Origin of the sequence: Enterorhabdus sp. P55, assembly GCF_009911695.1 — a bacterium.
Lineage (GTDB): Bacteria > Actinomycetota > Coriobacteriia > Coriobacteriales > Eggerthellaceae > Enterorhabdus.
On sequence record NZ_QWKK01000128.1, the window covers coordinates 1 to 5,349 of the forward strand.

Consider the following 5,349-nt stretch of genomic DNA (forward strand, 5'->3'; position numbering starts at 1 on the left):
GGCCGCCGGCGCAGCGGCGGGCGACGCGAGGGGCGCAGCGGCGGGCGACGCGCGCACGGAGCGGGCGCAGCGGCGCCCCCCCTACTCGGCGGCCTCGCGGGCGAGCTGCTCGATGCGGCGGACGCGATGGTAGACCGCCGACTTCGACAGCGGCGGGTTGGCGCGCTCCCCCAGCTCCTTGAGCGAGGCGTCCGGGTAGGTGACGCGCAGCTTGATGAACTCCTGGAGCGCCGGCGGCAGGTTCTCCATGCCGTGGCGCTCCACCACCTGGCGGATGGCGAAGATCTGGTCCACCGCCGCCGAGGCCGCCTTGTTCTGGTTGGCCACCTCGGCGTTGATCTGGCGGTTCACGTCGTTGCGCACGCTCTTCACCACGCGCTCCTGCTCCATGAGCAGGGCCGCCTGGTGGGCGCCGGCGAAGGCGAGGAACTCGAGTATGGCGTTGCCGCTCTTGAGATAGACCATATGCGAGCTGCGCCGCTGCATGACGCGCGCGGCGACGCCCGAGCGCGCGAGCAGCTCGACGATGCCCTCGGCCAGGGCCTCGGACTCCACGGTGATCTCGAAGTGGAAGTCGCTCTTGGGGCTGGAGAGGAACCCGCTGCCGAGGAAGGCGCCGCGCAGGTAGGCCGCCGCGCAGCACTTCTTCTGCACGAGGCCGGGGCTCACGCCCATCTCCAGGCCGCCGTCGGCCGAGAGCACGCCCATGTCGCGCAGGGCGTCGGCCAGGCCCGCCTGGGACGGCACCTCGATGAGGTAGTTCGGCGTCTTGTGGAGCACGCTACGCCGCACCGTGAGCTCGGTCTTCAGGCGATAGAGGGTGTGGAGCAGGCGGATGACCAGGCGCGCCACGCTCGGCGTGTCGGTGGCCACCTCCATGCGGTAGTGGCCCGGCCCGCTCACGAACAGCGTGCCCTCGATGCGCACGAGGGCGGCGAGGGTGGCCTTCTCGCAGTGGGAGCACTCAGGCGGCACGTGGGCCAGCTCGTCTTTGACCTCCGAGGTGAACGACATGGCTTGCCTTCGCTTTCGGTCGGAACGGATCGGGCGCGGCGTCAGCGCCGCCGCGCGCCCGCCATCTTGATGACGTCGCCGAAGGCCTCGCGCAGGGCAGCCGGCGCGTGCCAGGTGGGGCGCTCCGGGTCGGCGAGGTCGCGGGCGAGGACCACCGGGCCCGCAGCCTGGATGGCGAGGAGATCGGCGTAGGTGATGGACACGGGGCGGACGCCGGCGGCCAGGCAGCGGTCATCGAGCGCTCCGAGGCCGGCATCGGCTCCGATGGCACGCGAGACGCGGGCGTCAGCCAGGTTGTCGGCCCGCAGGGGCTCCGGCGCATGGACGAGCATGTAGTCGACGAGCCCGGCCATGCCGTGGTCGATCAGGGCCTCCAGGTGCTCGCGGGCGGTGAGGCCCCACGTCTCGCCCTGCACGTCAGCGAGCGAGCACACGAACAGCACGCGCCCGCGCGAGGCGCGGATGGCGTCCACCACCCCCGGCACGAGCAGGTTCGGGATGATGGAGGTGAACAGCGAGCCAGGCCCGAGCACCACGAGATCGGCCTGACGGATGGCCTCGAGCGCCGGCGCGTAGGGCCGCACCACGCCGTGCTCGCCGCGCAGCTCCACCCAGTCGAGCGCCGTCTTGGAGTGGCAGGCCACGGCCTGGCCGTCGAGGAAACGGCCGTCGCGGGTGCGCGCCGCCAGCGTGACGTGGTCGAGGGTGGAGGGGTAGACATGCCCCTGGGCGTCCACGAGCCGCTCGCAGATGGCGATGGCCTCCGGGAACGACCCGCAGGCGTCCTCGAGCCCGGCCAGGAGCAGGTTGCCGAGCGCGTGGTCGCGCGCCACGGCGAAGCGGTACTTGAACACGCGCACGAGCGGGTCGGAGGGGTTGCGCGCGAAGGCGGCGATGCACTTGCGAATGTCGCCGGGCGGCGTGACGTCCGCCTCGTCACGCAAGATGCCCGTGGAGCCGCCGTCATCGGCCATGGCCACGACGGCGCTCGTCTGCGCGCCGAGCGAGAGTAGCGTGCGAATGGACATGGGTGCGCCCGTGCCGCCGCCGATGACGACGGCGCGCAGCCCGCCGGCCGCCGGGCGCGCCGGGTCGGCGCCGGGAAGCACGTCGCGCAGCGCGGAGAAGGCCGCGGTGGCCGAGGGGTCGATGCGGAAGGGCTGGCGTCGCCTCACCGGACTCACTTCCCCGCCCGCTCGGCGAGCTTGAGGTCGCGGTGCGCCACGCTCACGCGGTAGCCCCGCGTCTTGAGGTAGTCGCCCGTGGCCTCCGCGAGCGCCACGGAACGGTGCTGGCCGCCCGTGCAGCCCACGGCGATGGCCAGCTGCTGCTTGCCCTCGGCCACATAGCCCGGCATCACCACGTCGAGCAGGGCCTCCCAGCGCTTGAGGAACTCCGTCGTCTCGTCGCGGAACATCACGAAGTCGCGCACGGGGGCGTCCAGGCCCGTGAGGGGGCGCAGCTCGGGATCGTAGTAGGGGTTGGGCAGGAAGCGCACGTCCATCACGAGGTCGGCGTCGAGCGGCGCGCCGTGCTTGAAGCCGAAGGAGTACACCGTCACCGCCAGGCCGCGGCGCTCGTTGCCCGTGGCGAACAGCGAGCGGATGGTGGTGCGCAGCTTCTGCGGCAGCATGTCGGTGGTGTCGATGACGTAGTCGGCCGCGTCGCGCAGCTCCATGAGCAGCTGGCGCTCGCGCTGGATGCCCTGGCCGATGGTGGTGCCCTCCTCGCACATGGGGTGGCGCCGACGGCTTGACTTGTAGCGCGAGACGAGCTTCTCGTCGTCGGCGTCGAGGAACAGCACGCTGTACTCCACGCCGCGCCCGGACAGGTCGGCGAGCGCCGTGGCGAGGCTCCCGAAGAAGTCGCGGTTGCGCGCGTCGCACACGACGGCCAGGCGCCGGTCGGACACGCGGCCCTCCTCGCGCATGACGCCGTCGAGGTCGACGAGGCTGCCGATGAGGCTCGAGGGCAGGTTGTCGACGCAGAAGTAGCCGAGGTCCTCGAAGACGTGCATGGCCTCGGTGCGGCCCGCGCCGCTCATGCCGGTGACAATCACCAGGCGCGGCATGTTCTCAAGGTCTTGGGGCTCATCGCTCATGGGGAACCTCCGGTATCTCGTCGGGGGACGCCGCGGCGAGCGCGGCGGGTCGGTCTTCGGGGGCGCCGCCGGCATCGGGATCACCGGGGGCGTCGGGCGCGGCGTTGAGGGCGGCATCGCTCGCCTCCCTCTGCACAGTATACTGCGCGAGCACGCGCACGACCTCCTCGGCCACCTCGTCGGGGACGACGCGCGCCGCCTTCACCTCCTCGAGCGTGGCCGCCTTCAGGTTGCGGAACGACTTGAAGTGCTTGAGCAGCGCCTTCTTGCGCACCGGCCCCATGCCGGCCACCTCGTCTAAGATGCTAGCCGTCATGCCCTTGCCGCGCAGCTCACGGTGGAAGGTGATGGCGAAGCGGTGGGCCTCGTCGCGCACCTGCTTCACCAGGTAGAGCGAGGCCGATCCGCCAGGCAGCACCACCGGCCCGGTGTCCTGCCAGGGCACGAACAGCTCCTCGTCGCGCTTGGCCAGACCGCACACGGCGATATCGTCGATGCCCATCTCCTCGAACATGGCGAGCACGGCGGTGAGCTGAGGCTTGCCGCCGTCGAGAATGATGAGGTCGGGCTTAGACCCGAAGCGCTCGTCGGCCATGCGCTCGGGGGCGTAGCGGCGGCTCATGACCTCCTGCATGGAGAGGAAGTCGTTCGCCTCGTCGAGCGGCGTCTTGATCTTGAAGCGACGGTACTGGTTCTTGTCGGGCTTGCCGCCTGTGAACACCACCATGGAGGCCACCGTGTAAGAGCCGTGGATGGTGGAGATGTCGAAGCACTCGATGCGCATCGGCGGGGCGTCGAGCGCCAACGCGCTCTCCAGCTGGAGCAGGGCGTTGTTGATGCGCTTGTCGTCATAGTTGGTGCGCACCTTGTAGCGCATGAGCGTGTGGCGCGCGTTGGTCTCGGCCATGGCCACGAGCTCGGCCTTCTCGCCCTTGCGCGGGGCGCAGAAGCGCACCTTGGCCCCGTGGGGGCTGGCCAGCTTCTCGGTGAGCCACCCCTCCATGACCTCGGTGTCCTCGGGCAGCTCGCGGACGATGACCTCGTGGGGGATGGAGGTGGTGGCGTCGTAGTAGCGCAGCAGGAAGTTGTGGAGCAGGTCTTGGTCGGGCACGTCGGTGCCGCGGTTCAAGACGAACTCGTTGGAGTTGATGATGCGCCCCTCGCGCACCACGAGCACGTGCACGCCGGCCACCGTCTCCTCGCGGAAGAAGCCCACCACGTCGGCGTCGAGGCTGCGCGAGGACACGGCGTGCTGCCGGTCGGCGAGCGAGCCGATGGTGTCGATGCGCGCCTTGATCCGGGCGGCGCGCTCGAAGTCCAGCTCGTCGGCGGCCTGGCGCATCTCGGCCGTCAGCTCGTCGACGAACTCGCCGTGGTGCCCGGCCAGGAAGCGCTCGATCTGCGCGACGTGGTCGGCGTAGGCGCGTGGGGTGATGCGACCGCAGCACGCGCCGGGGCCCAGGCCCACGTGGGCGTCGAAGCAGGGGCGTGCAGCGCCGTCGCGATACGGCTCGTCGAGCAGGGAGGCGCGAGCGGCGCGCTGGGCCTCTGCTGCGCTCGCGCCCTCGGCTCGCAGCTCCTTGGCGCGGCGCTCCTCGGCCTTCTCCGCCTTGCGCGTGAGCGCGCGCCAGTCGGCGCAGCTGGCAGCGCACAGCGGCACGACGCGGCGCGCGACGTCGACCATGGCGCGGGCGGCACGGCTGTCGGTGTAGGGGCCGAAGTACTTGGTGTCGGGCCGATGCCGCTCTCGGGTGTACTTGATGGCGGGAAACGCATCGCCCTTGGTCAGCGCGATGAAGGGATAGGACTTGTCGTCCTTGAAGTCGGCGTTGAAGAAGGGGGCATGCTGGTTGATGAGGTTCTTCTCGAGCACGAGCGACTCATGCTCGTTGTCCACCACCAGGTACTCGAAGGAGTCGATCTGCTCCACGAGCAGGGGGATCTTGGCGCGCTCGTCCTGGAAGTTGACGTACTGGCGCATGCGGGCGCGCAGCTGCTTGGCCTTGCCCACGTAGATGACCTGCCCCGATGCGTCCTTCCACAGGTAGACGCCCGGCAATGCCGGCACCTCGGCCAGCTCGCGCTTGATGCGGGCGATCTTCTCGGTCTGGGTCTCCGCCGCCGGCGCGGCGTCGAGCGCGACCGACTCCCCCGCCTCGCGGATGGCGGGGGTTGGCGCGGCGGACGCGGGGTCGGCGGCGGGGTCGGCGGGCGCGAGGTCGGCGGGCGCGGGG

General features: G+C 70.9%; 4 protein-coding genes. All 4 read right to left on the reverse strand.

From position 1 onward, the window contains the following. Nucleotides 1–81 precede the first annotated feature (81 nt). The 4 genes from whiA to uvrC are packed head-to-tail and all read right to left on the reverse strand — an operon-like array spanning nt 82 to nt 5,213. Nucleotides 82–1,014 (reverse strand): DNA-binding protein WhiA, encoded by a 933-nt coding sequence (gene whiA, locus D1643_RS09555; protein ID WP_160710404.1) that lies wholly within the window; start codon nt 1,012–1,014, stop codon nt 82–84. Between the two features lie 41 nt (nt 1,015–1,055). Further along, complete coding sequence (yvcK, locus tag D1643_RS09560; protein ID WP_160710405.1) at nt 1,056–2,189, reverse strand: gluconeogenesis factor YvcK family protein; 1,134 nt, start codon at nt 2,187–2,189, stop codon at nt 1,056–1,058. A 5-nt stretch (nt 2,190–2,194) separates the two neighbouring features. Continuing rightward, entirely contained in the window at nt 2,195–3,115 is a 921-nt protein-coding gene (gene rapZ, locus D1643_RS09565) for an RNase adapter RapZ (RefSeq protein ID WP_160710406.1), read from the reverse strand. After that, entirely contained in the window at nt 3,105–5,213 is a 2,109-nt protein-coding gene (gene uvrC / locus D1643_RS09570; protein ID WP_370520333.1) for an excinuclease ABC subunit UvrC, read from the reverse strand. The genes rapZ and uvrC overlap by 11 nt, the downstream gene beginning before the upstream one ends. Nucleotides 5,214–5,349: the final 136 nt, after the last annotated feature.